This is a genomic window from Phaeodactylibacter xiamenensis, assembly GCF_000759025.1.
GTDB lineage: Bacteria > Bacteroidota > Bacteroidia > Chitinophagales > Saprospiraceae > Phaeodactylibacter > Phaeodactylibacter xiamenensis.
This window is the reverse complement of record NZ_JPOS01000092.1, coordinates 125,256-151,252: the sequence shown is the minus strand read 5'-3', so window position 1 is coordinate 151,252 and position 25,997 is coordinate 125,256. Positions and strand designations below refer to the sequence as shown.

The following is a 25,997-nucleotide window of genomic DNA, read 5'->3' as shown; positions in this document are numbered from 1 at the left end:
TAAGGCCACCCAAACACCCAACACTTTATGGCAGACACACGGATATCCTTTAAAGCACGATTGATTCTATACCATCGCGGTCGTATTCTGTTACTTAAGCAGACGAAGCCTAACGGGGGCAATTACACGCTCGTGGGCGGTACGGTGGAATCCAGAGAGTTTGCCCGGCAGGCGCTCATCCGGGAGAGCTTTGAAGAGGCAGGGATTATACTGCGGGAGGAAGACCTGGAATTAGCCCACTTGTTGCACAAAGTGAATGGAGAGGAGCACCGCATTGTCTTTTACTTTAAAGCTTACCGTTGGGAGGGCGAACTAAAAGCAAAGGAGACGCACAAATTCAAGGAGGCAGAATGGTTTTACCTGGAGGATTTACCCAGGAATCTGACCTCAACGGTACGCCACGTACTTGAGGCCTACCGTCATGGTCAGTTGTATTCCGAATACCTCAAAAAATAGCACTTAATTTGCTACCACCGGAGGTTCCAGTAGCTGGAAAAACTGGTCCAGGCGTGGCATAATAACGATTTCAGTACGGCGGTTGAGGCTGCGCCCGGTTTCGGAGTCGTTATCTGCTTTGGGTAGTTTGTCGGCCCGGCCTGCAGCGATCATGCGGGTGGGGTCTACATAATGTTCTTCCTCCAATGCCCTTACCACTGCCGTAGCGCGTTTTACGCTCAGGTCCCAGTTATCTTTAATGCAACTATTGGAAATGGGTACGTTATCGGTATGGCCTTCCACCATCAGGTTGAGGTCGCTATGATCGCTGACCACCATAGCTACTTTGCCAAGTACTTCGTTTGCTTCTGCTGTGATCCGGGAACTACCGGACTGGAACAGGAGCTGATCGGAAATGGAGACATGCACCACACCGCCCCGGACTTCCACCTTCACATCATCGTCGTTCAGGTCGGAAAGGGAGCGTTTAAGGTTGAGCACCAACGCCAGGTTTAGGGAATCCTTCTCCTGCATTTTGGTCGTCAGGTCCTCAATGAACTGGTACTGTTGGTTGATGTTCTCCAGGGACTCCCGAATGCTCGTAGCACCTTCCTTGCTCACAATGGACAAGTCGGACATGCGGTCAAGCAGGCTGGAGTTCGTAAACTGCAGGTGCTCAACCTGGTCTTCCAGCTGCTGGATTTGCTTGTCTTTTTCACTTACCTGCCGTTCCAGGCTTTCGACTTTGCCCTTGTTGCAAGCGGAAAACGTGAAGAGAGTGATGATTAGTAAAGCGGAGAGGGTTGTTTGTTTCATCCTGTTTTAGCATTAATGGTGGATGGAAAGAACTGAATTGCCCCTCCGTTTAGTATATCCGGCTTTAACTTATCACTCTGTTGCAGAGCTGATTTTCCGGTGAACGCCCACATAGTCATCATCTTCTTCGCCATCTCCGTCCCAATCCATTCGGGCTTTCAGGCTTATCAGGCCATTTTCAATGCCGGCTTCATAGTGGTAAGTGGCATTGGGCTCCACCATCATGAGCGTATCCCCGAACACATTCCACATGCCCCGGCTCGTGCTAAGTATAGTATCGGTAAGGCTGGTAAAGACCTGCTCATATTTATTATCCAGTTTATAGTAGGTCTTTACCGGCTTAACACCCAAACGGCTTATCCACTCTTCTTCCCGGACTTCAAAAACGTAGGAGGTATCGGTGCCGTTAGCCGTATTAATATCTACACGCAAAGACACCGATTCCCAAGTGCCGGGCAGGGTCTTTTGCAGGTCTGCCTTTGCGGTATCTGTATCTGGGGCCGGGTCTGACGAACAACCAATGGTCAACGCCAGCAAAAGGAAAAAAGGTAGCTTGTTCATGCTGCTTCAGTTATTTTGTAGCGCAAAAGTAAATCTTACTGATGAAAAGGATGAGGCGCCAGGGGCAATTTAGCTAAAGGGTGAAAATCCCCTTTTAGCCCGAGTGGTTGCTGATGCCGGATGTCGTGTACAATTTCTATGGCTGGGCGGGCAGCACTTAGCGGGAATCCTTTCCCATCAAGGATGGCCTGATAGCTTTGGGTGTGCAGGTCGGTAAAGCCTCCGCTGAATTCAAATTCTTCTCCTTCAATAGTGAGGGCCCGGAAAGTGCGCCCTCCGGCAGTTTTTACGATATCCGGCAGAGTGTCCGTGTTGATACTGAGAAACCAGCGCACCCGCGCCCGCTCGAATTCCAAAAAGCCCGCGGCCCGGTCATGCGTATGCAGGTGGACGGTATTCTGCTGTACTGGCCCGAAAATCCACTGCAGCATGTCGTAAAAATGTACGCCGATATTGGTGGCGATACCGCCCGACTGCGGCTCCCTGCCTTTCCAGCTGGCGTAGTACCAGTTGCCCCGGGAGGTGATGTATGTCAGGTCTACATCAAATTTGGAGTCACCGGGGGCTTGCTGTACGCGCTCCCGGAGCTGCTGTACGCTGGGGTGCAGGCGAAGCTGCAGGATATTGAATACAGACCGGCCGGTTTCAGCTGCTATTTCCTCCAGGGCATCCAGGTTCCAGGGATTGAGTACCATAGGCTTTTCACAAATGACATCTGCTCCATGCCGCAGCCCAAACCGGATGTGGGCATCATGAAGATAGTTGGGAGAGCAAACACTGAGATAGTGAAGTGGCGTACCGGAGCGCTTCAGCTTTTCGAGGTGCCGGTCGAAGCGTTCGTACTCCACAAAAAAGGCGGCATCCGGAAAAAAGGAGTCGATGACCCCCACGGAATCATGTTTGTCAAGTGCTGCAATGAGGTCGTTGCCGGTATTCTGTATGGCTTGCATGTGCCGGGGAGCAACGTAACCGGCCGCTCCGATCAGCGCAAAGTTGTATTTCATGGTTGTGCAGTTGGATTAGGAAAGGGGATGGATTCGGTCTCCGTTTTTCAGGTAGACGGTCCCGGTTGCCGGGCAGATGGCGCGTAGGTCTTCCCCAAAGGAAAGTTTTTCGCCGTGGGCGCTCATCCATCCAGTCTGCCTGGCAGGTACCCCGGCAACTAGCGCATAGGCAGGAACATCGCGGGTCACCACCGCACCTGCAGCTATGAAAGCATAAGTGCCGATGGTATGGCCGCACAGTAAGGTGGCATTAGCGCCAATGGTGGCCCCTTTTTGGATCAGCGTCGGCCGGTACTCCGTCTTGCGCTCCACACCAGCCCGCGGATTGATCACATTTGTGAAAACCATGGATGGCCCCAGGAATACCTCATCTTCGCAAATGACACCCTCGTACAGAGAGACGTTGTTCTGGATCTTCACCCGGTTGCCAATTTGCACACCGGAAGCCACGAAAACATTCTGCCCAAGGCTGCACCCCTCACCAATGACAGCGCCGGGCATCAGGTGGCAGAAGTGCCATATTTTTGTGCCTTTGCCGATTTGTGCCCCTTCATCCACCCAGGCAGAGGGGTGCACATAGTAATCCTTGCTTTCCATACGTTGCGTAAATGATCTACGCCAAAAGTACGGTACGCCAACGGTAATTAAAACTTCGGGCAGGTAACATTCGTACGCCAGCGGGCCGGCTGTGTGTAAATAAAGCTGACCTCGAATGCACCACGGGAGTTATTGGCCGTAGCCAGTACAGAAGTGGTGATGTCGTAGCTCAGCCCAATATTCCAGCGTTCCATTTCAAGTACGGTGGTGGCTACGATGGCATCCATGCCTACGCCAGAGTCCAGCTGATTGGAAAAATGGGTCCATCCACCGGCCCGGATGGCTACTTCCCGCCAGTCGCGGTTGGTATAGCGGAAGTTGGCACCTGCCATAACACTCAGGTGCGGGCCCTGGCTCATCACTGCCGCTGCCGGCAACAGGCTAAGCCCTTTGGCTAAAGGGAACTCTCCGCCCATGTGGCCTACAAAGCGCATGTCCAGAGGCGTGGCATCGGCACCCAGAAAGGAGATGTTAGGCTCATTGAGATGCATAAGGGAGCCGCCAATGTAAAAACTTTGGTTGTCTTCAAAGGTGATAAACCATAGCAGGCCGGCGTTGAAGTCAAGGTACATATTTGTACTCATTTCATCGCCGAAGGCTTCGCCATTGTCGGCTCCAAAATCAATAGAGCCATTATTGGCATCAAATTGCTGGGAAAACCACAACCGCTGCCAGTTCAGGCCGTGCTGCCCGAAGCCTACCTGTGCACCGGCCACCAGGTACTGCGTGTAGGGACGGTAGCCAGAGCCACCGAGCTGCTTCAGGAATGAACCCCCAATATTTGCTTTAGTCCGGTTGAAATTGGCCAGGCCTACCTCGTCGCGCATGGCACTGATGCCGAGCCCAAAGTAGTCATCATTCTGCACCCGGAAGCGCATGTCGAAGCTGGCGGCCAGGGTACGGTAGGGGTTATTGTCCAAAATGGCCGGATAAAGGTCCCGGTAGTTGGCCACAAAGCGCATACGCCCTTCAAAAACCCCGATCATCGCCGGGTTCATTTCCAGAGGAGCTGCGTAGAACTGAGACAGTCTGGGGTCCTGTGCCTGCAGGGCAGACAGGGTGCCCAGTAACAATAGTATGGTGTAGATATAACGCATAGTCTGCTTTTTTCGGTTTGAGTGTGTCAAAATCGGGTGCTGTTATCGGATTAAAGTGGTCTGCCCTTCGAGGGCTTCCTCCCGCCCGTCCGGATAGGTGACGATGACCTGCCAGATGTAAACACCGGGCATAAGCGCTTTGCCACGGTAGTTGCCATCCCAGCCGTTGGCTTCGGAGTTGACTTCAAATTCACTGCGCTCGAACACGAGTTCGCCCCAGCGGTCGTACACCCGGAACGTTTCCACGAAAGTGCCTTCCTGCCCGTGGACGATCAGGCGGTCGTTCGTGTTGTCCCCGTTTGGCGTAAAGCCGGTGGGCACTTCCACGATCCTCGGTTTTTCTACGTAAATACGCAGCTGATCGCTATCCGTACAGCCCAGAGAGTCTACGCCAACCAATTCATACAAAATAGAAAATTCCGGTGAGGCGACCGGATTGAAACAGTCGGTACAGCTCAGGGTGCCTTCGTAGGGTGGGATCCAGGTGAAACTAACATTACCCGTGGCATTTTCACTTGTGCCATAAATCCGTATGCTGTCTCCAAGGGTGATGGTGTAGCTCTGAGGCCCGGCGTCAATTTTGAGTTCCGGTGGATTGCTGATAGATGTATTTTCACTGCTGATACAGCCGTTGTTATCCCTTACATAAACGATGTAGTCATCTGCTTCCAGCCCAATCAGCAAGCTGGAACCTGAGAAGAAGTCATTGTCTAGGCTGTATCGGTAGGGGGGAGTTCCTCCTGTGGCATTAACCTGAATGCTGCCGTTTGCCTCATCAAAGCAAATCGGATTTTGAGCGGAGAGGCCCACCATGAGTGGTTCCGGAGAATCCACGCTATCGGTTAAAATGATCTCACAGGCGTTAGCGTCCGTAAGGGTTAGGGTATAGGAACCTGCTCCCAGGCCGGTTGCGGAACTGCCGTTTTGCCCGTTTGACCAGTTGAAGGCATAACCCGGTGTGCCTCCAGCCGGTAGTGCTGTAAGCGTGCCATTGAGGTTGCCAAAACAATCGATATCCTCACTTTCCAGCGTCGCTTCAAGTGGCGTAGGCTCTGTAATTCTGAATTCTGCAATGCCAGCGCACCCATTTTGATCATTGACCGTGAGGGTGTAGGTACCTGCTGCCAGGCCTGCAACGGTTTCTGTGGTTTGACCGTTGCTCCAGTCATAGGTGAATGGGGGCGCATCTCCGGTGACTTCCACAGCGGTAGCTGTACCATCTGCTCCGCCATTACAACTTACACTATCGGTAGCGACTTCCACTGTAATGGCTGGAGGTTCAGGCAGGAATCGGTCTCTAATCCGTTCGCAGCCTTGACCATCTGTTACGGTCACGGAATAAGTCTGCCCACCAGCCAGTCCGTCGGTAATAGGGCCTGTATCTCCTGTACTCCAGGTAATGGAATAGTCTTCAAAGGTTTGGCCGTTGCCACCAGTGATCAGGTTAATCCCAAGCCGTCCGTCGACCACCCCATTACAGGAAGGCGGATTGGTGATAATCAGGAACGATATTTCTTCGAGGTCGGCTGGAAGGATCGTATCCACTGCGGTACACCCGCTGTCATCTGTCACGGTTACAGTATAAGGGATGGTGTCCAGGCCGGTAGCCGTTGCCGTACTCTGGCCGTTACTCCAGCTGTACGTAAAGCCGCCTGTGCCGCCAAAGCCAGTCGCCGTTGCCTGATTATCCTGTGCTCCGAAACAGCCCTGCTGGGTCTGCATGACTTCAAGGGTTACTGCTTCCTGCGGTTCATCGAGGGTTATCGAAGACTCCAGCATACATCCGTTGTCATCTGTAATTGTAACCTGTACGGCTCCTGCCTCTAAACCGTCAGCGGCAGGCCCTTCCTGCTGATTGCTCCAGCTGAAAGTGTAAGGAGCGGTTCCGCCTTCCGGCAGTGCAGTAGCGGAGCCATCTGAGCCACCGTTGCAGCTGGCATCCTGTATTTGAAAGGTCACGCTGAGCGGCTCCGGTTCAGTGAGGGTCACAGATTGTTCAGTCATGCAGTTGTTGTTATCCGTTACGCTCACCGTATAGGTTTGTGCGTTAAGCATATTTGCGGTTGCACTGCTTTGAGCAAGATTATCGCTCCAGTTGTAGCTGTAAGTTCCGGTCCCGCCGCTGACAAAGACGGTAGCGGAGCCATTGTCGCCTCCGTTGCAAAGGGGTGGCGTAAAGGTTAATGAGTCGATAAGTAAAGCCGGGGGCGAAGTAACCTCTGTACAAGCGATCTGTTGGCATCCATTGCCATCGGTGATGGTTAGGCAGTAGTTGCCTGCCTGTAAGCCATTGATTTCCGGAGTGGTGGCATTATTACTCCAGGAATAGTCATAGGGCTGCACCCCTCCGGTGACCACACTCTGCAAGGCGCCATCCTCCAAATCAGCACAACTGGCAGCCTGTGGGGCGAGTTGGATGATGATAGAATCCGGTTGGCTGATCGTAACCGTGTCGGTGGCCGTGCACCCGAGGGCGTCAGAGACTTGCAGGATATAAGTACCTGCGGTTAGCCCATCCGGCGTTGGCGTATCCCCTATGCCAGGGTCTTCCCAATTGTAGCTGTAGCCACCATTGCCGCCGTTGGCTGTCGCTGAGATCGCACCGGTAGAGCCGTTATGGCAATCAATCGTTGCTGTGATTTGAAGGCTGACTGTGAGCGTATCTGGTTCATTGAGCCCAAATTGCAGGGTGTCTGCGCAGCCATTGGCGTCATTGAGAATGACCTGATAATTGCCTGCACTCAGCCCGGTGAAGGTAGGATCAGACTGTGGCGTACCTCCATCAAGGCTGAACATAAGTGGTGCGGTGCCCCCCTGCGTTGTAATGGTTGCACTACCATCAGCAGCGCCGAAGCAGGTGGGGTCGGTTAGTGCATCCGCTGTTCCGGTAAGGGTGCAAAGCGCAATGGAACAAACCGTTTCGCCTACGGCAACTTCGCAGTCCAGCTGAGCCCCCCCTGTGAAGACGCGTACCTCAAAGGTGACGTTGTCGCTATTGTTCAGTCCGGAAAGCTCATAGGATGTACCCATAACAGGCCCTTCCCAGTTGCCGGTCACGCCGTTGATCGTTGCCCGGATTTCGTATTGTGTGAAGTCACCCACCGCTGTCCAGTCAAACTGCAGCACGCCAGGACCGGTAACCACGCAGCTCACCTGGGGGGCAGGGATATCCGAAACCACACCGATCAATACCGTATCCATACCCACACAACCATAGCTGTCATTGGTTTCCACAATATAACTTGTGGTCATGGTTGGAGTAGCAACGGGGTCCGGACAATCTGTGCAGGATAAGTTATTTCCTACCCAACTGTAGGTCACATCGTTATTGTTATTGAAGGAAATGGACCAGGAAATGAATTCGCCAACATCATTGGGTGCAAAGGCATCAGAAGCCCGTAGGATCCAGTTGCCGTTTATATCACTGCCGGTCAGGTCTGCCCAGTCCCCTTCGGGCTGGAAATCACCGGTAAAGGGCCCTGTCCCGGTATTGATTGGAGTGATTGCCGCAGGCGTGAAGCAGGTGTTCGTATAGTTGTCAGAGCCACCACCGTTGCCGGTACTCAGCTCAAGGGTCTGCCCGGTTGGCGATTCCAGGAACAGATTAATGTCTCCGTTCCAGTTGGTTTCAATGTTGACACATACCGACTCAATCTGCGTGGTGGGGTCCGTTAATACCAGCGGGTTGATGCTGTTGACACTAATGACGGATTCGTAAGGGTTATTGTTAGGATAATTGGCTGCACCGAAAGGAATTTGCGGAATTTGTTCAAATGTAATTGGTACCATGCCTGCAAGGGGCGAAGTGGCATCGAGCGCCACACTTTCGCCCTCACATATAACCGTATCGGTCAGCGGGCTGTCTGAAGTACCACAGCTGTAGCAGTCCGGATGCGTAATAGGCAGCGCCTGTATATTGACGGTAGTGTCGAAAGTGCAGCCAAAGTCATTTTCCACGGTGAAGGTATAGCTGGAGGTGCCTGCATTTTCCGGGATCGCGGAAATAGAGTCCTGGCTGTAGAAAATCATATTATCCGTTTCGATCCAGCCCCAGTTAGTGATGACCGGCTGAAAAGTTTCCAGGTTGGCAAACAGGCTGGGGTCAAAATTCAGGCCCCACTGGAAGAGCCAGCCATTGTCCTGTGAGAGGTTGTCCTGCACCCGGATGGTCCATTCGCCATTGAGGGGGCAGCCTTCCAGGTTGGAAAAATCTTGTTGAGGCAAATAGCTTCCTTCCGGGAAGTAGGAATCCATATAAGAAAAGGTCTGGCCTGTATTCTGACTCGGCACGGTCGTGTAGGTGTATTGGTAGTCACCGGCTTCAGCATTGAGTGTGCCATAATCCGTGCCTGTCATGCTAAAGCAGTATTCGTAGGGCACACCGGGGGTCAGGTCGCTGGATTGACTGTCTACTCCCCCTGTGGCAAAGGGCTCACCAAAGTTAGTGGAACCAACGGAAGACGCGCCATAATCTAAGATGAAAACAGATTGCCCGTTGGGGCAGATGAGCTCGATGTCCAGGTCACCACCGTAGGAGTGTTCCATAATCAGGCATACGCTGGAAAGCAGGTCGGAGTTGGTCAGGGTCGCTCCCGGAGGGAACTGGTTCAGGCCTACCGAGGAGAAGTAGCTCGTACCGTTGCCATCAGGGAGCAGCAGGGTGTCAGAACGGCTGCCCCCTTGCTGAAAGCTGCCTTCCACCGTAGAGGCGGCAACATCCACACCATTAAACATGCTATCCACGGTTCCAACCAGACTAATGGTATCTCCCACGCAGCCTGGCAGCAAAGCGTCGCCAAAGTTGTACTCAGGGTAAGTCGATACCCGCACCCGTTGCGAGATAAAGTTAGTGCTGGTACAGCCCTCCGTATCTGTGATGGTAAGCTGCACGGTATATCCTCCAGGTTCAGAGTACTCATGGGAGACGTTTGGGCCAACGGCTTCGGAGCCGTCGCCGAAATTCCACAAAAAAGTGGAGGTCAGATCGGACTGAGGGTAGTCCAGGTTATTTTGCGGATAGAGGCCTGCCCCTTCAAAGGATACCCGGTCTCCGGGGCAGATGTCAATATAACCAGTATCGGCAGGTACAATCGCAGGGTTGGAAAAAGCGATAGTAGACAAGATCGTCTGGCAATCCTGAATACATTCAATATTGGCACTCCAGCCTGCATCTTCGGCGGTTGCGTCAGAGGTGAAGGTCACGGTTACACAGCCAGAAGGGTTAGCCGCTGTTGCCTGAATAATAATACCATTACCATAGGTCAGCTCGTCGGAGCAGGCCAGTAGCGGGGCACTGGTATTCTCCCCGTCATAAAAGCACAACAGGTCACCGGGCTGAATATTCATGCCCGGAAAGGTCAGCTGAATATTCTCGCCAGCGCCCGTGGGGCAGAAGGTCGTCTCCAGGTTTTCATTGGGCCCGTATCCGTTCATATTGCCGCCCGTATCCAGGAACAACCCGTCGCAGGTATTGATCAGGGGCGATTCTCCCATGAGGAAGTTCTGGGCCTGGCCGGAAACGGCAGAAATGAAAAGGGCAAAAAATACGAGTAGGCGTTTATGCATGCTCATGAAGTGAGAATTTCTATTTGGTTTGAATGTAGAATTCCGGATGCTCCGAAGTCAATTTTGCGGATTGAGCCGTAATTATCTGACCGTTAGCGTCCCACCTCCGGAAAATGTCTGAGGGTGGACATGCTGCCGAATAATCCAGACTGGCCGTACCAGTGTCATGGTTTCCGTAAATTGGTGGGATAAGATAGATAGATTTAGCGGCTTGACGAAAGGGTGTTGCTGTTTTAAAGCATGAGTTGCCGCCTGCCCTCTTATTATAAGGGCTGAACAAAAATAACAATTTAAAATGGTCTTCAAAGCAGTCTGCTTTTTTTTCAACAGGGACTACTGCTGTTGGGGGGCGGTTCATCATCGTTTGGTGGTTTGCTAATCAGTATGTAGAACCCTTTGCCCCCAACCAAGTGATCTGAAGGCAGGACTGCTGCAAAAATATTCTATTCCACGTGCAAATCCCCATCCAAAAGCTGTTAATTCTACTTTATTGGCGACAAATATTGGGAAAAGTAGCGGGCAAACGGAGCGCAGGCTAAAAGGACCACCGGTTATTCCGGGTCCATTCCCTGAGCAGGGCGGTCCGTTTGGCCGCAAGGGGGATGCTTCGTTCGTTGACTTTTATACGGAGAATGTCATGCGGCAGGTACTGTTCCGTGCTGCTGTTCCACCGGTATTGGATCCAGATACTGGCCCGGTCCTCCATGCCATCGCCATCGTAATCCCGGCTGCCACTGTCCACATGAAGGTAAACGAGGTCTGCCGGCTGATTACCAGGCTGAGGCACACTGCGCTCAAAGTAACCGAACAAGCCCAGAATCTGCTGGTAGGAAGGGCCACGCCGTGCATAAATCTGACCGCTGCATCCACCGGAACCACAATGGGAAGCCGAGTTGATTTCGATAAAAAGGAGGTCCGGATTTTGGCTGCTGCCAATGAGCGGAATGTATTCAATGTTGCAGTTTGCGCAGGGGGCGCTCTCATACACTTCCCCGCTTTTGGAGGTGAGTGGGTCACAAAGCCCAAGCTTGCCTGCGATCTCCAAGCCTGCCTTTTCGGGCTGCGCCCATCCCCACAGGGGCAATAGCAGCCCCACCCATATTTTCAGTACCGTTCTAAAAGGCATATCCGCTGTAGTATAGCCTGTGTGTAAGCGCAACAGGCCGGGTGTAGAAATAAAGACTACAAAAACTCAGGGTTGTCTTAGTGATTGTCAGCGAAGGGTATAGGAGTATTTTCTTTGCAGGGCAAGCTACAAAAAAATCGCATTTTTCAAAGAGGGCTAAGGTGTTTTTCCCCATTTTCTAAGCTGATTTAACACCGTACGCAGGTCTTTGGGCATTGGCGCCTCAATGAGCAATGGCTGTTGACTGCCGGGATGCACAAAGGAGAGCCGGCTCGAATGCAGGGCAATCCGGCTCAGCAGGGGGCGTTCTTCACTGGTTTTGCCGAGTTGGAAGCCCCGGGTTTTGATTTCAGAAAGATAAAGGGCTTCGCGCCGCCCGTAAAAGGCATCCACCGCCAGAGGGTGCCCAATGGCAGCGGCATGTACCCTGATTTGGTGGGTACGCCCGGTTTCGATCCGGAATTCTGCCAATGCGAATTGCCGGAAGGATTCCAGTACCTTGTAGTGAGTGACGGATGGCTTACCTTTCCTGACGACCATCATTTGACCGGGTTTGGCCGGGTTGGGACCGATGGGGCGGTCGATAGTGCCTTCTGCTTCCGCTGGGCAGCCGTCAAGGATAGCGGAGTAGGCTTTTTCTACCGTGCGTTCCTGAAACTGCTGTGATAAGCTGCGGTGGCTTTCTTCATTGAGGGCAAAGACCAACAGCCCGGAAGTCTCCCGGTCCAGCCGGTGTACAGTCCAGACCTTGCCAAATAGCTGGTCTAGCTGGGTTTTCAGATTAGGCTTTTCGGCTGGCTTAAAGCGATCGGGTAGGGTTAACAGGCCCGCGGGCTTGTTAACGACCAGGAGGTCATTGTCCTGATGCAGGATTTCGGGTTGGTATTTTGGCATGGACAGGTTGGGTTAAAGGTCTTTAAAATACTGAATGTTGCGGGCGTAGAAGGCCCATACAATGCTTTTGGGGTAGCGGCCGCAGAGATTGGGCTTGCTGGCAATGCTCACTTTAGCAACCCGGTCCTGGTTTTCCCGCCGCTTGCGCCAGGTGGCCTGCCACTGACCGAAAAAGGACCAGTGGGCCTGCACTATGGATGCGATGTGTTGAAATTTACCCTGGGATAAAAACAGCAATCCGGCCACACCATCGAGGAGGAGGCGGGCCGGCAAGATCCAGGCCAGCCGGCTGCCTGTCTCATTTTTAACCAGGGTGAACAGGCTGTTGCGGAAGTTCAGAAATGCCTTGCGGGGGGTATTATAGGAAAGTGTGCCGCCGCCAACGTGGTAAACCACGGAGCGGGGCCGGGCCATGATTTTGTAGCCCGCGCGCTTGATGCGCCAGCACAGGTCGATTTCCTCAGAATGAGCAAAATAATCACCGTCAAAGCCTCCGAGCTGCCGGTACAGGCTCGATCTTACCAGAAATGCAGCCCCCGTTGCCCAAAAGACTTCCTGCAGCTCATCGTATTGCCCTTTGTCGGTCTCTGTAACGGAGAAGATACGCCCCCGGCAAAAAGGGTAGCCCAGATTGTCCAGCCAGCCGCCGGCCGCCCCGGCGTATTCGAATTTTTCGCGCTCATGGTAGGCCAGAATTTTGGGTTGTACGGCACCCACCGCAGGATCGCGTTCCAGGAGCTCCACAAGGGGAGACAGCCACCCAGGGGTAACTTCCACATCAGAATTCAGCAACAGAAAATAGGGGGCATCAACCTGGGCCAGTGCCTGATTGTAACCTTCCGCAAAGCCGTAGTTTGTCTTGAGGTCGATGTGCCTGAGCTCCGGGTAGGCTTCCGCCAAAAAGGACAGAGAGTCATCTGTTGAACCATTATCTGCGATAATGACCTCAAAGTTGCCGGAGGTATGCTCCAGGACCTTCGGCAGAAACTGCTCAAGATAAATTCTCCCGTTATAATTGAGGATGACGATGGCCACGCGGGGTGCTTCTGCTATTTTTTTTTTCGCTTGTTTGCTTTCCCGGGATTCGATGATGGCTTTGGTTTCCAGCCGGTCCTGTGCAAGCCGCTCACTGAGCTGATCCAGCCCGGCAAAGGCCTCGTCGTCCCGGGTACGGGCCACAAGTTCGAGCCTCAGTTTATCGCCATAGATGTCTTTATCAAAATCAAAGAGGTTGACCTCAATAGTTTTGTTTTGGTACTCTTTGAGGGTGGGGCGGTCGCCGATGTATAACATGCCGCCGTACCGTTGCCCTTTGTGGTAAGCGTAAACAGCGTATATACCGGTTGGGGGAAGCAGTTTGTGGCGGTTGTTCAGATCCAGATTAGCCGTTGGGAAGCCCAGTTTTTTCCCGATCTTATTGCCGTGCACCACCGTGCCGGTCAGAAAAAAATAGTGGCCCAGCAGCCGTTGCGCCTGATCAACAGCGCCCTGCTCCAGCGCCTTGCGGATTTTGGTGGAGCTTACCGCGATGTCTTCCACTTCGTGCTTGCCGATTTCCTCGACTTCATAACCGGATTGTTCGCCGTGCCACTTGAGATAGTTGATGTCCCCCTGCCGGTTGAGCCCGAATCGGTGGTCATACCCGATAACTATATAGCGGGGGTGAAAGGTCTCTACCAGGAATTTCTGGATGTACTCATCGGCGCTCTGCTGAGAGAACTCCACCGTAAATGGTACCACCACCACGTTGTCGATACCGTAGCGCCGCATCAGGTCTACCTTTTCGTCAATGGAAGTGATGAGCTGCAGGGTGTTGTCCCTGGGATAGATGACTAGCCGGGGGTGGGGGTGAAAGGTGATTACGATACTCTCGCCCTCGCACTGCCGCGCTAGCCCTTTGACCCGTTCCAGGATTTGCTGATGCCCCAGATGGACACCGTCAAATGAACCGATGGTGACAACAGCGTTTTGAAAATCCGGTAAATCATTCAGGTCATTGAAAACTCTCATGCGCAGTAGGCTGATGTATAAAACAGCTAGAAAACTGTTCTGGGCTTTTAATTGTTTGTAATTTTGCTTTTCTTCTTAATCCTATTCAATCTAAATAGAAATTAGCTCGAGTGAGTTTTGATAAAACAAAAATAGTAAAGGCGCTAACCAAAGTCACTGATCCGAACTCCGGTCAGGACATTATCACGATGAATATGGTGCGCGACCTTGAAATCGACGGCAATAATATCAATTTTTCACTGGAATTGCCATCCCTGGATTCCAGGAATAAGTCGGATATGAATTTTGCGTGCATGCAAGCCGTCCAGGAAGTGTACCCGGAGGCGAACGTGAACGTCCATATGATCAGTGCTGCGCCTGGGGTACAACAACAGCCCAACAGCCCGGTCAGCCACATTAAGAACATCATCGCAGTGGGGTCTGGCAAAGGCGGCGTGGGCAAATCTACCATCTCCGTCAACCTGGCACTGGGGCTCAAACAGCTGGGAGCAAAGGTGGGCTTGATTGATGCTGACCTCTACGGTCCTTCCATCCCAACGATGCTGGGCTTGCAGGGGCAGCGGCCACAGGTAAAGCAAATCTACGATCAGCCCAAGATTATGCCACTGGAAGCTTACGGTATGCCGGTGATGTCCATTGGTTTTATTATTGAACCAGAACAGGCAGTGGTGCTGCGTGGGCCCAGGCTGTCCGGTATTATCAAGCAGTTCTTCAATGATACCGTCTGGCCGCCTCTGGATTACCTCATCGTTGATCTGCCGCCTGGTACTGGTGATATTCAGCTCAGTCTGGTGCAAACCGTTCCTGTGACGGGCGCCATCCTGGTGACCACGCCGCAGGAAGTCGCGATCGCTGATGCCATCAAGGCTATGAATATGTTCCTCCTGCCTTCGGTCAATGTACCAATTCTCGGGGTGGTGGAGAATATGTCCTGGTTTACGCCGGCTGAACTGCCCGACAATAAGTACTTCCTCTTTGGCGAAGGTGGTGGTAAGCGGCTGGCAAAGGAAAGCAATTCTGTTCTTCTTGGTCAGGTTCCTATTGTACAGGGTATACGCGAAGGCGGTGACGAAGGCAAGCCGGTCGTCCTGCGGGACGTACCTCACGCCACGGAAGCTATGCAGCTGGTGGCTAAGAATGCCGCCCGTCAGATCGCTATCCGCAATGAAACCAAAGACCCAACCCGTATTGTAAAAATGAATAATTAAGCGCCATGTCGAATACCAAAAAGCAAGAACTGATTCAACGCGTCGACGAGGCGCTCAACGATGTCCGGCCTCACCTGGCTGTCGATGGGGGCAATGTGGAAGTGGTAGATGTTACCGAAGACCATATTGTCAAAATCAAATGGCTTGGCACCTGCGAAAATTGCAGCATGTCAATGATGACGATGAAGGCTGGCATCGAGCAGGCACTGATCGGCAAAATCCCCGAGGTAAGTGCGGTGGAAGCCATTAACGGGCTGAATGTGGGATAGACTATTGCCCATCCACCAATACTACGACCGACCGGGCATTGACATATACTCCGCCGCCCCGAATGACAGGGGCATCTTCGAAGCTCAGAATGTCGTTCGGGCTTTCCACTGCTGTATTAATGATCCGTTTCCAGGGTTGTCCCCCCTTTGGTTTTGGAATCTGAAAGTTCAGGTGTTCCCAGTAAGCATTCACCATGACATGCATGCGGTAAGGGTAACCCCTGTTCTTTAGGGTATAAGACAAGGTATGGGAGTGATGGCTCCAGTCCGGGTGATTGTTGCGCACTCCTCCGAACTGGCAACGGGAGCCGCCCAGTGCTTTAGGGCTGTTCCAGTAAAATTGTTCCTGAAAGTACGGCGTTTTGAGGTTAAGTTGGATCAGCTCCCGGGTGAAGCGCAGGATGTCCTTATGCTCTTCTACGGCGCCCCAGTCGAACCAGCTGAGCTCATTATCCTGGCAGTACGCATTGTTGTTGCCCCGCTGTGTACGGCGCACCTCATCTCCCATTAACAGCATAGGAGTACCCTGGCTTAGCAGCAAAAGAGTCAGGTGGTTCTTTACCTGCCGCATCCGGCGTTGCTGTACCACGAGGTCTTTTGTGGGGCCTTCTGCGCCGCAGTTCCAACTGTGATTGTCATTATGGCCGTCCCGGTTATCTTCGCCATTGGCCCAGTTGTGCTTTTGGTTGTAAGAGACCTGGTCGTTGAGGGTGAAACCATCATGGCAGGTGACGAAATTGATACTGCGGTTGGGGTCGCGCAGCAATTTGCCAAATAAATCCGGGCTGGCGTTGATCCTGTTGGCTGCTATTTGTGTCATACCCTGATCTCCTTTCAGAAAGCGGCGGATGTCGTCGCGGTAGGCTCCATTCCACTCTGCCCATTTGTCACCGACGAAATTGCCCAGCTGATATTGCTGTACATCCCACGCTTCCGCAATAATTTTTGTGGGGGCCAGGACCGGGTCAGACTCGATCTCCCAAAGGATGGGCGGGTTTTGTACTGGCCGTCCGGCTTCGTCTCTGGACAGAATAGAGGCGAGGTCAAAGCGGAAACCGTCTACATGCATCTCATCCACCCAGTACCGCAGACAGTCACGGATGAGGCGGCGTACCACCGAGTGGTTGGCGTTGAGGGTGTTTCCTGTGCCGGAGTAGTTGCGGTAATGGTAATGCTCATCGAGCATGTAGTAGGCCCGGTTTTCAATGCTTTTGAAGGAAAGGATGGGCCCGTCAGCGCCTCCTTCACCGGTGTGGTTGAAGACCACATCCAAAATCACCTCGATTCCAGCACGGTGCAGAGCCTTGACCATATCCCGGAATTCATTGATGGCACCAACCGGGTCATCCGTACTGGCATAACCGGTATGTGGCGCAAAGAGAGCAATGGGCGAATAGCCCCAGTAGTTGGTCAGATTGGAATCGGGTACATCAGCCGGGTCAAACTGCTGTACGGGCATGAGCTCCACGGAGTTGATACCCAGCGCTTGCAGGTAAGGGATTTTTTCAATAAGCCCCCGGTAAGTCCCCCGCAGTTTATCGTCTACGCCGGAGCTTTCGTGTTTGGTAAAGCCTCCGACGTGCAACTCGTAAATGATGGAGTGGGAATAGGGATGGTTAAGCGGCCGGTCGCCTTCCCAGTCGTAGCTGCCATTGGCCACTACTACGCTCTTGATGGCTTTGGCGGTGTTGTCCCCGGGGTGACGCGCTGCCTCCCGTTCGTAGGTATCCATTACAACCGCCCTTGCGTAGGGGTCGATCAGGAGTTTGTTCCCGTCGAAATAGTAGCCAATTTCCGGTGCATATGGGCCATAAATCTTCCAGCCGTACAATTGTCCCTCGTGCACTCCCTCCACAAAGATGTGCCAGTAGTAGAAGGTCTTATGGTTATCCGGGTCGAGGCGGAATATTTGAAGCGGCGTGCTGTGGTCTTTAGCATCAAACAACAGTAGTTCAACAGCAGAGGCATACTTGGAAAAAATGCTGAAGTTGGTGCCTTCCGGGTAAACGGTGGCGCCAAGCGGTGCACTTCGGCCGGTCTGGGCGTGATAGGACATAAACAGCAAGGGTTTGTTCCGGGCTGAAGATAAGCAAACCCGTGCCGATATAGTACAGGATACCTGGTCTGAATTCCGGCTTACAAAATATCGTCAAACTCGTCCTCGGCTTCTTCGGGCTGCAGGCGTTGCAGGGCGCCCTGATGAATGCGGTGCAGGCGGCTCATTTCGACCATAGCTTCCTCTATAAAAGTAGCATCTACCAGCCGGCGGATGTCGTTGACCGAATTGATGTATTCGCCCGTGCGGAATTTGTAGGCTTGTTCGTGTTTCCCGTCTTCAAACTTAACGGTGAAGCGGTTGTCCATCTGAAAAATGGTGATTTTGAGTGTGGGGTGCTCGATATAGCCGGCGATGCGCATGCTTTAGAAAGTTTGAATGTAAGAAGTGATGGCTTTATAGACGGTTGAAAGCTCAGGATGGTTCGCCAGTTGCCTGAGGTGCCGCTCAATGGTTTGCTGGTCCCTGCGTATGGCGGGGCCGGTCTGAGCCATGCGGGGCTCTTGCCGGGTACCTTTTTGGATGGTGGCCTGGAGCAGGGGGCTGAGGATCTCGCGGGGCAGTTGGGCTTCCTCCGTCAGGGTATGGCTGGCTTGCAGCATAGCGTTGGTGAAGTTGTTGATAAACACGGCGGCCAGGTGCAAGGTGGCGCGTTGCTCATCATTGACCAGGTGCACCTGATGGCTGATCTGCCCGGCGATTTCCTGCAGGGCCTGCTGAATGGCCGGAGTCGCACCATCTATGCACATAGGGATTTGTGTGAAATCAGCCGGCTGCCCTTTGGAAAGGGTCTGTAGAGGATAGAATACGCCCCAATTCGCCCAGGCATCTGAGAGGAGAGTGGAAGGAGTAGCGCCTGAGGTATGAGCCAGTAAAGTGGTTTTGGGCAAAAAGGCAGACAGGTTTTGGGCCACTACTTCGATCGCATCGTCTTTGACCGCAAGCAGACACAGTTCGCTTTCGGTGCTTACCGCGCTTAGCTGATGAATGGGGGTGGCGCCGACTTTTTCAGCCAGCGGCCGGGCATTTAAAAGCTGCCGGCTGTAAATTTGTAGTATACTGTAACCGGCCCGATGAAGGGTCAGAGCCAGGTGGCTGCCCACATTGCCTGCGCCTATGATGGTGATTTTCATAGCAGAGGCATTTAGTTTCGAGGGCCAAATAGCAAGCTGCCGATGCGGACCATGGTGCTGCCTTCTTCCTGAGCAAGCAGGTAGTCGCCCGACATGCCCATAGAAATTTCCTTAAAGTGGGGCTGATCAGAAAAATACGCTTCGCGGAGGGTGTCAAAAATCCGGTGCAAGGCCTGGAATTCCCTGCGGACTTTATCCTGATCGTCCGTAAAGGTCGCCATGCCCATGACCCCGCAGATGCGCACGTGCTCAAAGTTTTGAAAAGCGGCTCCTTCCAGCATAGCTTTAGCTTCCGGCAGGTCAAAGCCAAATTTACTTTCCTCCTCTGCGATGTGGAATTGCAGCAGGCAGCCGATCACCCGGCCGGACTGCTTAGCTCGCTTGTTGATCTCCTTTAGGACTTTCTGTCGGTCTACGGAATGGACGAGGTGCACAAAATCCGCCATGTACTTGACTTTGTTGGTCTGTAGGTGGCCAATGAAGTGCCACCGGATATCTTTGGGCAGGGCTTCGTATTTGTCTGCCATCTCCTGTACCCGGTTTTCACCGAAGTCACGCTGCCCCAATTCATACAATTCCATAATCTGCTCATTGGGCTTGGTTTTGGAGACTGCGATGAGGCGGGTGTTGGTTTGGGCAAGCTGCTGTTGGAGTTCCTTGAAATTCATATTTGCGTGGATCGTCGTTTTTGCTTTTTGGTTCTAACACTTCAGCGGCACCAAGGTTGTCCGCTTTGCCGTCACAGAATTGACTGGAGTCTATTGATTAATTCCTACCTTTGAAGCAAAAATAAGCCCTATGCAGATACTTGATGGAAGAGCTCTGGCCAAAACAATCCGCGCAGAACTGGCAGAGGAAGTCCAACAGCTGAAAGCTGCCGGCAAGCGTGCCCCGCACCTGGCTGCTGTGTTGGTGGGGGAAGACCCCGCCAGTCAGGTTTATGTGCGCAACAAAGTCCGTTCCTGCGAAAAAGTCGGCTTCGAATCTTCTTTGGTCCGCCTTCCTGCGGACACTTCAGAAGAGGAAGTCCTCAAAGTGGTGCATAATCTAAATGAGGATGACGCTGTCGACGGTTTCATCGTGCAATTGCCTCTCCCGGGCCACATCAATGAAGTGCGGGTAACCCTCGCCATTGACCCCCGAAAAGACGTTGACGGTTTCCATCCGGTCAATTTCGGGCGTATGGCGCAAAGCATGCCCTGCTATTTGCCTGCCACACCCGCCGGCATTCTGGAAATGATTCGCCGTTATGAACTGCCTACCGAAGGCAAAGAGGTCGTGGTGCTGGGACGTAGCAGTATCGTGGGCACGCCCATGAGTATTCTGCTTTCCCGCAAGGGCTACCCCGGTAATGCTACGGTGACGCTTTGCCATTCCCGCACCAGAGACCTGGCGGAGCATACCCGCCGTGCAGATATCCTGGTGGCGGCCATTGGTATTCCGGAGTTTGTAAAGCCGGATATGGTCAAGGAAGGTGTAGTCATTATTGATGTTGGGATCAACCGTGTGGAGGCGCCGGAGCTTGAAAAAGGCTACCGGCTCTGCGGAGATGTGGACTACGAAGCGGTGGCGGAAAAGGCCTCCTGGATTACTCCTGTCCCGGGCGGTGTTGGGCAGCTTACCGTGGTTTCGCTGCTGATGAATACGCTGCGGGCGGCTAAGGGGGAGGTGTATTAGGTTTTTTTGGGTATTGTGGTTTTTTGGTATTGTGGTATTGTGGTTTTTTGGTATTGTGGTATTGTGGTTTTTTGGTATTGTTGGTGGAAGCCGGAGCAGGGCGGGTTCAAAAATTAATGAACATGGATTACTATCGCTATATCATTACGGCTGATGCGCCCTCCCGTGAGATTATCCTGGCATTTCTGGGAGAGCTTCCTTTCGATACTTTTGAGGAAACGGAAGACGGGCTGCACGCTTATTTACGCGCGGATGCGGATGCTTTCGCTATTGAGCAGCAGCTGAGTGATATTTCCGGCAAGCTATCTTTTTCTTTTAAGCGGGAGCTGGTGAAGCATCAAAACTGGAATGCGGTTTGGGAGTCCAACTTCCAGCCTATTCAGGTGGAGCAATTTTGTGGCGTAAGGGCGCCCTTCCACGAACGGCTGTCGGAGGTCCGGTACGAGATTGTGATCAATCCGGAGATGGCTTTTGGCACCGGCCATCATGAGACCACTTATATGATGATGGCGCAGATGGAAGCACTCGACTGGGAAGCCAAAGCGGTATTTGACTATGGCTGCGGGACCGGTATCCTGGCGATTCTGGCAGGGATGTTGGGGGCGGCTGAGATCGATGCTGTGGATATAGAGAAACCGGCATACGAGAGTACAGTGGAGAACGCCAGGCGCAACGGTGTACCTCACCTTAAAGCCTATTTTGGAGACCTTTCCAAAGTGCCAGAACGGACCTATGATATAATTTTGGCAAACATTAACAGAAACGTAATATTAAACTCCCTTGAGGCGTTATATGAGCGCCTAAACGCCGGCGGGCAGCTGCTGGCTTCAGGGGTTTTGCAGGTAGACGAAGCTATGGTGACCGAACGGGCAGCCCAGGTCGGGTTTGAATGCCGGAAAACGATGCACCGTGGCGACTGGTGCTGCCTGCTGTTTGAGAAACAATAGCAAAATTCAGCATGGCCAGAATCATTACGATTGTCCTTTCCTTTCTCTTTTTGTTGACCACCATTTCAAATGCGCAGCGACTGGAGCGCTTCTCTGAGGACCACGCCGAGTTCATCCGGCAGTTGGAGGAGTATATGACCAGCAGCAAGCGTGAAGTGCTGGAGGAAGCCTACAAGGAATTTGCCGACGTTTTCGCCAGCGGGCAGTTTACTGAGGAGGAAGTACAGCAAATTCTCAAAACCGGCAATGCCATGCTGGAGCTGCGGATGACTGCCGGTCCTTATTTTCAAAATTACCTGCGCGCACTGACTAAGGTAAAAAATACGAAGGACCCGGCCCGGGTTTTTCAGGAATGGCATTCTGTAATGGACCAGATGCTGGCTGGCATTGAAAACCGGCGGCTTCGCCCCTTTGATGACTTCCTGGAGTTTTCCAGCCAGTTTTTTGAGCGCCGCGCACTGCGCTATTCCGATTCCGGCGGTACTTCCTGGTATGCCTATACGGACGACTTCACTTTCAAATACGAAGAGGAGCAGCCTGTGGTCGCTTTCGAAGGGCTCGACCTCATGGCGCAGCGGCGCACCGATTCCATATTCATATACCAGACTTCCGGTACTTTCGAGCCGGTAGAACGCATGTGGCGGGGCACCGGTGGCCGGGTCACCTGGGAGCGGCACGGCCTGCCTAAAGGGGTTTTCGCGGAATTAGGCGACTATGAGTTTGAAGCGATCAAGAGCTTGTATACCGTGGAAGACGCTAAAATGCACTACCCGGTATATTTTGGGAACAAAGCGGTAACGGGCAATTTTAGTGACAAACTCGTATCGAGTAGCGATGCTGTGGAAGGGTCATTCCCAAGGTTCGAATCTACCGAGCGCCTGGAAGTCAGTAATATAGGCGAAGGCATCGCTTTTGAAGGGTACTTCCGCCTGCACGGCACCACCGTTTATGGCTTTGGGAATAAGCAACAGCCCGCCAGAATCAATATACGGGATGCGAACAGCACGGCATCTTTCCGGGGCGCATCAGAGCTATTCACCATCCGGCGTGAGGACCGTATTGCCGGCAGTGGGGTGGAAGGCGTGCTGTATTTTGGCAAGGACAGCATTTACCACCCTTCGGTAGATGTTCGCTTCGAAATCAAAGAACGGGAGATGACCCTTACCCGGGGCGAAAGTGCGGCAGACCAAAACCCTTTTTACAGCTCCCTGCATGGCATCAACTTTTACGCTAATTCCATGACGGCCTATCTGAATGGCGACTCTATTGCGATCGGTCGGGGCAAACTGCCGTATCAGCGGAAAGAGGATGTGATTTTCGAATCCCTGAACTACTTTACCGAACAGGATTACCGGCAGCTGCAGAGCATTGCTTCAGTGAACCCGATCGCTATTCTGAAGGTGATGTACGATAACAACGGGGGCGTAAAGACACTTCCGGCGGCTGACGTAGCTCAACGCCTCAACCCGAAATTCGGCATTGAAAACATCAAAAGCCTGCTTTACGATATGGTAGCCCGGGGCTTCATCAACTACTACCCCGAAGAGGAAATCGTAGAGGTGAAAGACAAAGTATTTTTATATGCAGATGCTTACCGGGACCTGATCGACTACGATGTGCTCCGCATTCGGTCCACCACGGATAGCACCAGTGCGGTCATGAACCTGTCGAACAACAGTATTGACATCCGAGGAGTGGATATGGTGGAATTGAGTGCCAAACAGCGCGTCGCCCTGAAGCCCGAAGGCGATCACCTGGTGGTGCAGGATAACCGGAATATTGACTTCGACGGGGTGCTTTTCGCCGGCCTGACGACCTTGGAGGGTAAAGACTTCCACTTCAAATACGAGCCTTTTCAGATTGACCTGGACTCTGTCCGGTTTTTCGATCTCTTCGTACCCACCGGCAAATTGATGAAGAGTGGCGAGCCTGAAGCCCTGTCCATCGGCTCACGGCTGGAGCACCTGACCGGCGTACTGTTGATCGATGCCCCTTCCAATAAGTCCGGGAAGGAAGATATCCCCATGTTCCCTTCGTTGCAGAGCAAGGATTATTCCTACGTGTTCTACGACTATCCTTCGGCTCAGAAACGGGCCTACACCCGAGATTCCTTTTACTTTGAGGTCAATCCGTTTAGCTTTAACCACCTCGATTTTTATACCCGTGAGGATGTGCAGTTCGAAGGCACGCTGTACCCGGCGGGCATTTTCCCGCCTTTTGAGGAGACGGTCAGCCTGCAGGAGGACGAATCCCTGGGCTTTATCCACGAAACGGAAGGAGAAGGCTACACCGCCTACCAGGAGCGGGGTTTATACAAAGGAGAACTGGCGCTGAGCAATTCCGGCCTGTTGGGCAAAGGGAACCTGACTTACCTGGGCGCTTCCATCGACTCTGAGGACATGATTTGGATGCCGAAACAGATGCTGGCGAGTGCCGAAGAGTTTAACCTGGAGGAATCAAGGGAAGAAGGGCTGGAAGTGCCGCAAGTACGCGGTATTGACGTGAAAATTGACTGGCGGCCTTATCAGGATAGCATGTATATCCGCTCGGAGGAAGAAGCCTTTAAACTTTTCCCGGAGGAAGTCCATACCCTGGATGGTACGCTCATCCTGACACCGGGCGGCCTGAAAGGCGACGGCACCTTCGACTGGGAAACGGCAACGATGGTCTCCAGCTTATTCTCTTTTGGAGCTTTCAGTTCTGCTGCGGATACCACAGCCGTAAAAATTAAAACGCAGGACCTGGACGATATCGCCCTGGAGACCACAAATGTCCAAAGTGATGTCGACTTTGATGAGCAACTGGCGACCTTCAAAGCCAATCAGGCGTTTTTGGAAACCAAGTTGCCCGCCATTCAGTACAAGACCTCTATCAACGAGTTTACCTGGGATATGGCAGATGAGAGCATCACCTTCAAGGCAGAAGAAGGCTCGCCGGGCAAGTTCACGTCCACTCACCCCGGCAAAGACTCGCTGAACTTTGAAGGTGGAGAGGCTTTCTACGACCTCAAAACTGATGAGCTCAGCGTAAGCGGTGTCCCTTACCTGATTGCAGCAGATGCATTCGTTTATCCGGACAGTAACTTTGTGAGGATCGGTCAGGACGGCGAGATGGCTACCCTGGAGAACGCCAGGATTGTAGCTGATACTCTTAATCAGAACCACGTTATCAAGCGGGCAACGGTAGATGTCAAAGGCCGCAGGTTCTATCAGGCATCAGGGTTTTACGAGTACAACGTTGGTGACCGGGAGCAGGAAATTGAGTTTGAGAATATCGTGGGGCAACCGCTGGGCAAAGGGGCTTATGATGAGCGCCCGGTGGTGACGGTAGGTAAAGGAGAAGTAACGGAAGAAGATGAGTTTTATATTGATCAGCGTACCGAGTTCCAGGGTGAAATTGGGCTGAGAGCAGAAACCAAGAATCTGAGCTTTGACGGTTTTGCCCGGCTGGATGCGGAGCGCCTGCCCTACCGCTATTGGTTTACGGTGCAAAGTGAAGCGGACAAGAATGACCTCGCCATCAGCTTTGATGAGCCCAAAAACCTGGAAGGGGAGCCCCTCGCTACCGGTTTCTTCCTGAGCAAGGAAACGGCTGAAATCTATCCACGGGTTATGATGCCCCTTTTCTTCCGTAAGGACCGGCAAATTCTGCCTGTAAAAGGGATATTCAAATACAACAGGGATAAGGATTACTTCATTTTTGGGGATTCCATTCGCATCCAAACCAATGGCATACGCGGCAATCAGCTGACCTTCTGGAATGGCTCCGGGAAGCTGGAGGGCAAAGGGAAATTTAACCTGGGTACCGGGCTGAATTATGTGAGTATAGATGCTTCTGGGGTGATGGAGTCCCGGTACGAAGAAGTAGTCAATCCGGATGAAATGATCATTTCGGATACCATGTCGCTCATCCCATCGCTCGGACAGCAGGAAGAAGGGGTGCAGCGGTATGAAATCAACGCCGAGTTCATGTCGGGCGTAAAACTGATTGTGCCGGATAGGCTCATGAAAATCATGATGAATGACATCGAGGCGATGAGTTTTGATGCCAAGCCCATTGTTTACCTCACGGAGCTGGACTTTTACCGGGAAGCGCTGATGAACCTGCTTCCGGAAGGGACGGAAGCCAGGGAAGCCCTGGCAACTTTAGGTAATGGCATTCTGGATATACCGAAAAAGATCAACCCCTACACTTTCCTGTTTTCTAAAATTCCGATGAAGTGGGATGCGGAGTATCAGTCCTTTGTGTCCAAAGAGGAAAAAATCGGTATCGTATCCGTAGCTGGTGAGCCCCTAAATAAGATGCTGGAAGCTTACGTAGAGTACAAAATGCCAAGCAATGAAGACGACCGTTTGTACATTTATATCAAGTCGCCGAGCGAACTGTTCTACTTTTTTGGCTTCAAGCAGGGCATTATGAGCATCACCTCCAACAATCCTGAGTTTATGGATGCCCTGGGCGGAATGAAGAGCAAGGAGTTAATCACCAAAATGGATGATGGCAACACCTACGAGATACAGGCGGTGGATGTGGGCTCGGCACGGCTTTTCCTCAACCGGGTGAAGGCTGCTCAACAAAAGTAATGACAAATCACACCTTACA

At 52.6% G+C, this 25,997-nt stretch carries 20 protein-coding genes; 6 read left to right on the top strand and 14 right to left on the bottom strand.

Going from position 1 to position 25,997, the window contains the following annotated elements:
- The first annotated feature begins 27 nt into the window (after positions 1 to 27).
- Positions 28 to 456, top strand: coding sequence for an NUDIX domain-containing protein (locus IX84_RS28235; RefSeq protein ID WP_052516480.1), 429 nt, complete (start codon positions 28 to 30; stop codon positions 454 to 456).
- Positions 457 to 459: 3 nt separating this feature from the next.
- On the opposite strand, the gene IX84_RS28230 is transcribed toward IX84_RS28235, so the two are convergent.
- The 10 genes from IX84_RS28230 to IX84_RS32260 form a co-directional block, all read right to left on the bottom strand.
- Positions 460 to 1,251, bottom strand: coding sequence for an OmpA/MotB family protein (locus IX84_RS28230; RefSeq protein WP_044229285.1), 792 nt, complete (start codon positions 1,249 to 1,251; stop codon positions 460 to 462).
- Positions 1,252 to 1,323: 72 nt separating this feature from the next.
- Complete coding sequence (locus IX84_RS28225; RefSeq protein ID WP_044229282.1) at positions 1,324 to 1,812, bottom strand: hypothetical protein; 489 nt, start codon at positions 1,810 to 1,812, stop codon at positions 1,324 to 1,326.
- Between the two features lie 35 nt (positions 1,813 to 1,847).
- Positions 1,848 to 2,816, bottom strand: a complete 969-nt coding sequence (locus IX84_RS28220) for a Gfo/Idh/MocA family protein (protein ID WP_044229279.1) — start codon at positions 2,814 to 2,816, stop codon at positions 1,848 to 1,850.
- A 15-nt stretch (positions 2,817 to 2,831) separates the two neighbouring features.
- Complete coding sequence (locus tag IX84_RS28215; protein WP_044229277.1) at positions 2,832 to 3,413, bottom strand: acyltransferase; 582 nt, start codon at positions 3,411 to 3,413, stop codon at positions 2,832 to 2,834.
- A gap of 47 nt (positions 3,414 to 3,460) precedes the next feature.
- Positions 3,461 to 4,510 carry a PorP/SprF family type IX secretion system membrane protein gene (locus IX84_RS28210; protein ID WP_044229275.1) on the bottom strand — a complete coding sequence of 350 codons (1,050 nt, stop codon included), beginning with the start codon at positions 4,508 to 4,510 and terminating at the stop codon, positions 3,461 to 3,463.
- A gap of 42 nt (positions 4,511 to 4,552) precedes the next feature.
- Positions 4,553 to 10,081, bottom strand: a complete 5,529-nt coding sequence (locus IX84_RS28205; protein ID WP_044229272.1) for a T9SS C-terminal target domain-containing protein — start codon at positions 10,079 to 10,081, stop codon at positions 4,553 to 4,555.
- 13 nt (positions 10,082 to 10,094) lie between these two features.
- Positions 10,095 to 10,436, bottom strand: coding sequence for a hypothetical protein (locus IX84_RS28200; protein WP_044229270.1), 342 nt, complete (start codon positions 10,434 to 10,436; stop codon positions 10,095 to 10,097).
- 174 nt (positions 10,437 to 10,610) lie between these two features.
- Positions 10,611 to 11,201: a hypothetical protein gene (locus IX84_RS28195; protein WP_152605279.1), complete on the bottom strand. Its 591-nt coding sequence runs from the start codon at positions 11,199 to 11,201 to the stop codon at positions 10,611 to 10,613.
- A 156-nt stretch (positions 11,202 to 11,357) separates the two neighbouring features.
- On the bottom strand, positions 11,358 to 12,095 hold the full coding sequence (locus IX84_RS28190) for an RluA family pseudouridine synthase (RefSeq protein ID WP_044229264.1): 738 nt from the start codon (positions 12,093 to 12,095) through the stop codon (positions 11,358 to 11,360).
- Positions 12,096 to 12,107: 12 nt separating this feature from the next.
- Complete coding sequence (locus IX84_RS32260) at positions 12,108 to 14,105, bottom strand: bifunctional riboflavin kinase/FAD synthetase (protein ID WP_072013693.1); 1,998 nt, start codon at positions 14,103 to 14,105, stop codon at positions 12,108 to 12,110.
- 110 nt (positions 14,106 to 14,215) lie between these two features.
- Here IX84_RS32260 and IX84_RS28180 point away from each other — a divergent pair, with 110 nt between their 5' ends.
- Together IX84_RS28180 and IX84_RS28175 are read left to right on the top strand one after the other, a co-directional pair.
- On the top strand, positions 14,216 to 15,313 hold the full coding sequence (locus IX84_RS28180) for an Mrp/NBP35 family ATP-binding protein (protein WP_044229260.1): 1,098 nt from the start codon (positions 14,216 to 14,218) through the stop codon (positions 15,311 to 15,313).
- A 5-nt stretch (positions 15,314 to 15,318) separates the two neighbouring features.
- Entirely contained in the window at positions 15,319 to 15,582 is a 264-nt protein-coding gene (locus IX84_RS28175) for a NifU family protein (protein ID WP_044229259.1), read from the top strand.
- 1 nt (position 15,583) lies between these two features.
- Here the strand turns inward: IX84_RS28175 and glgX are convergent, their stop codons facing one another.
- From glgX to IX84_RS28155, 4 genes are all read right to left on the bottom strand, one after another.
- The gene (glgX, locus tag IX84_RS28170) at positions 15,584 to 17,638 is read right to left on the bottom strand and encodes a glycogen debranching protein GlgX (protein WP_044229258.1); all 2,055 of its coding nucleotides are present in this window, start codon (positions 17,636 to 17,638) and stop codon (positions 15,584 to 15,586) included.
- Positions 17,639 to 17,718: 80 nt separating this feature from the next.
- Positions 17,719 to 18,000 (bottom strand): hypothetical protein, encoded by a 282-nt coding sequence (locus IX84_RS31700; RefSeq protein ID WP_052516479.1) that lies wholly within the window; start codon positions 17,998 to 18,000, stop codon positions 17,719 to 17,721.
- Positions 18,001 to 18,003: 3 nt separating this feature from the next.
- Positions 18,004 to 18,771, bottom strand: a complete 768-nt coding sequence (locus tag IX84_RS28160; protein ID WP_044229257.1) for a Rossmann-like and DUF2520 domain-containing protein — start codon at positions 18,769 to 18,771, stop codon at positions 18,004 to 18,006.
- Positions 18,772 to 18,782: 11 nt separating this feature from the next.
- Positions 18,783 to 19,439: a YggS family pyridoxal phosphate-dependent enzyme gene (locus tag IX84_RS28155; RefSeq protein ID WP_044229256.1), complete on the bottom strand. Its 657-nt coding sequence runs from the start codon at positions 19,437 to 19,439 to the stop codon at positions 18,783 to 18,785.
- Positions 19,440 to 19,569: 130 nt separating this feature from the next.
- Between IX84_RS28155 and folD the strand changes: the two genes are divergently transcribed.
- The 3 genes from folD (at position 19,570) to IX84_RS28140 (ending at position 25,978) form a co-directional block, all read left to right on the top strand.
- Entirely contained in the window at positions 19,570 to 20,448 is an 879-nt protein-coding gene (folD, locus tag IX84_RS28150; RefSeq protein WP_044229255.1) for a bifunctional methylenetetrahydrofolate dehydrogenase/methenyltetrahydrofolate cyclohydrolase FolD, read from the top strand.
- A 122-nt stretch (positions 20,449 to 20,570) separates the two neighbouring features.
- The gene (prmA, locus tag IX84_RS28145) at positions 20,571 to 21,395 is read left to right on the top strand and encodes a 50S ribosomal protein L11 methyltransferase (RefSeq protein WP_052516478.1); all 825 of its coding nucleotides are present in this window, start codon (positions 20,571 to 20,573) and stop codon (positions 21,393 to 21,395) included.
- A gap of 11 nt (positions 21,396 to 21,406) precedes the next feature.
- Positions 21,407 to 25,978 carry a hypothetical protein gene (locus tag IX84_RS28140; protein WP_044229251.1) on the top strand — a complete coding sequence of 1,524 codons (4,572 nt, stop codon included), beginning with the start codon at positions 21,407 to 21,409 and terminating at the stop codon, positions 25,976 to 25,978.
- Positions 25,979 to 25,997: the final 19 nt, after the last annotated feature.